The organism is Streptomyces sp. 13-12-16 (assembly GCF_002114215.1).
In the GTDB taxonomy this organism is placed as follows: Bacteria; Actinomycetota; Actinomycetes; order Streptomycetales; family Streptomycetaceae; genus Streptomyces.
The window spans coordinates 9,537-12,224 of the sequence record NZ_NCTE01000276.1 but is presented as its reverse complement, the minus strand read 5'-3'; the positions used below and the strand labels follow the sequence as shown (position 1 = coordinate 12,224).

Genomic DNA, 2,688 nt, shown 5'->3' with positions numbered 1-2,688 from the left:
CCGCCGGGCCCGCGCAGTCCAGGTACGGGGTGCGCGGTGACCGGCCGCAGCCGCAGCAGCGCTGGCTGCCGGAGCTGTGGAACGGGCAGGCGTGGCAGCTGTGCGGCACCCCGCGCCGGGACCGGCGCGAGGCGGAGCTGTTCGTCGCGGCGCAGCGGCGCGGGCCCCGGCCCGCCATGGCGTACCGGATCGTGCACGAGTTCACCGACTACGAGGTGCTGCGCGTGTGGGGAACACCGGTCAGGGTCGACATCGAACCGATGGGCAACCCCTGACCTTCACGCCGCAGGCACGCCCAAAGGGGCGCGGGGCCGTGTCGACCTGCGGCTCCGCCGCGCGGGCGCAAAGGGGGTCTGGGGGCGGAGCCCCCAGGGACGATGGGGGCACCTCCCGCTCGAGCGAAGCCGAGAGCGGGGGAGGGAAGGGGCGGCGGGGGCGAAAAACACACCACCCCCGCCCCGGACTCACGCCTTGGGCACCCCCGCGGCCTCCGCCACACGCCCGGCGACGGCCCCCTCCGCCCCCGCGGCCCGCTGCCGCGGAATGAACGCGGCGATGACGAACCCGAGCAGCGCCGCCCCCGCCCCGAGCGCCAGCACCGTACGGAACGCGTCCTCGGACGGCAGCGCGAACCCGCCGAACTCCGTGGTCATCTGGGCCAGGACGACACCGGCGACGGCACTGGCGACGGAGGTGCCGATGGACCGCATGAGGGTGTTGAGGGCGTTGGCGGCACCCGTCTCGGAGGCGGGCACGGCGCCCATGATCAGCGTGGGCATCGCACCGTAGGTGAAGCCGATGCCGGCGCCGATGACGCAGGAGGCCAGCACGAAGTGCCAGACCTCGCTCATGAGCAGGACGTTCAGGCCGTAGCCGGCCGCCACGATCAGGGCGCCGATCATCAGCGTCACCTTCGGGCCCTTGGCGCGGGAGACGAGCGCGGAGACCGGGGCCAGCGCCATCATCACCAGGCCGGACGGCGCCATGACCAGACCGGCCGTCAGCAGCGACTGGCCCAGACCGTGGCCGGTCTCCTCCGGGAGCTGCAGCACCTGCGGGATGACCAGGGACATCGAGAACATCGCGAAGCCGATGGCGATCGAGGCGAGGTTGGTGATCAGCACCTGGGGGCGGGCCGTGCTGCGCAGGTCCACCAGCGGCCGGTCGCCGCGCAGTTCGTAGAAGCCCCAGGCCACCAGGATCACGACGGCCGCCGCGAACAGGCCGAGGGTGGTGCCGCTCGCCCAGCCCCAGTCGCCGCCCTTGGAGATCGCCAGCAGCAGGCAGATCAGTCCGGCCGCCATGCCGATCGAGCCGGGCAGGTCGAACCGGCCACCGGTGCGCACCTTCGACTCCGGTACGAGGATCAGCACCAGGACCAGCGCGACCACGCCCAGCGCGGCCGAGATCCAGAAGAGCGTGTGCCAGTCGAAGTTGTCGGCGATGAGCGCGGCGATGGGCAGGCCGAGGGCGCCGCCGACGCCGAGTGAGGCGCTGATCATCGCGGTGGCCGAGCCCAGCTTCTCCGCGGGCAGTTCGTCGCGCAGGATGCTGATGCCGAGCGGGATCACACCGGACGACAGGCCCTGCAGGGCGCGGCCGACGATCATCGGGACCAGGGAGTCGCTGAGTCCGGCGACGACGGAGCCGACGACCAGCATGGCCATGCTGACCAGCAGCATGCGGCGCTTGCCGTACATGTCGCCGAGACGGCCCATGACGGGCGTGGCGACGGCGGCGGCGAGCAGGGTGGCGGTGATGGCCCAGGCGGTGTCCGCGGCGGAGGCGTTCAGGTACTGCGGCAGTTGCCCCACGATCGGGATCACCAGGGTCTGCATCAGCGAGACCACGATGCCGCCGAAGGCCAGCACGGGCACCACGGCGCCGGTCCTGGGCGGCGCGGCGGTGCCGGGCGTGGGGGAACGGTCGAGTGCGTCGGACATGAAGGGGGTCTCCGTCGGGACTCAGGCCAATACTTGACTCAGGCAACTTTAAGGCGATTGATTGACTTAAGCAAATTAAAAACGGGTGACATGCCGATGACGCCCCCGCTTCCGGGAGCGCCATCGGCCGGCTCGGCCCGGCGTCCGCACGGACACCGACCCGTACGCCGTCAGCCCGGCGCCTCCACGGACGCCGACCCGTACGGCCTCGACTCAAGGTCCGCACGGACACCGACCCGTACGGCCTCAGCCCGGCACCTTCACGGACGCCGACCCGTACGGCCTCAGCTCAGGGTCTGGATGGACGCCGGCTCGTACGGCGCCAGCTCGTCGAAGCGGCCGGCCAGCACCTTGGCCGCCCAGTTCGGGTCCTGGAGCAGCGCGCGGCCCACGGCGACGAGGTCGAACTCGTCCCGCTCCATCCGGTCGAGCAGGTTGTCGATGCTGCCCAGCTCGGCGCCCTGCCCCTGGAAGGCCTTGAGGAACTCGCCGTTCAGACCGACGGAGCCGACCGTGATGGCGGGCCTTCCGGTCAGCTTCTTCGTCCAGCCGGCCAGGTTGAGGTCGGAGTCCTCGAACTCCGGGAGCCAGTAGCGGCGCGTGGACGCGTGGAAGGCGTCGACACCGGCCGCGGCGAGCGGGGCGAGGATCGCCTCCAGCTCCTGGGGCGTCTCGGCGAGCCGGGCGTCGTAGGCGTCCTGCTTCCACTGCGAGTAGCGGAAGATCACGGGGAACCCGGGCGACA

Annotated in this window: 1 protein-coding gene and 2 pseudogenes; 1 reads left to right on the top strand and 2 read right to left on the bottom strand. The window is 71.8% G+C overall.

Going from position 1 to position 2,688, the window contains the following annotated elements; all coding sequences use genetic code 11:
• Positions 1-275, top strand: a pseudogene (locus tag B7767_RS12220) (hypothetical protein); the annotation flags it as partial.
• A 189-nt stretch (positions 276-464) separates the two neighbouring features.
• Here B7767_RS12220 and B7767_RS12215 read toward each other — a convergent pair.
• Positions 465-1,943, bottom strand: a complete 1,479-nt coding sequence (locus B7767_RS12215; protein ID WP_085572218.1) for an MFS transporter — start codon at positions 1,941-1,943, stop codon at positions 465-467.
• A 284-nt stretch (positions 1,944-2,227) separates the two neighbouring features.
• A pseudogene (locus tag B7767_RS12210) lies at positions 2,228-2,688 on the bottom strand (12-oxophytodienoate reductase); the annotation flags it as partial.

Coding starts and splice junctions, on each gene's coding strand:
- B7767_RS12215 (WP_085572218.1), bottom strand. CDS start 1,943: ATGTCCGACGCACTCGACCGTTCCCCCACGCCCGGCACCGCCGCGCCG.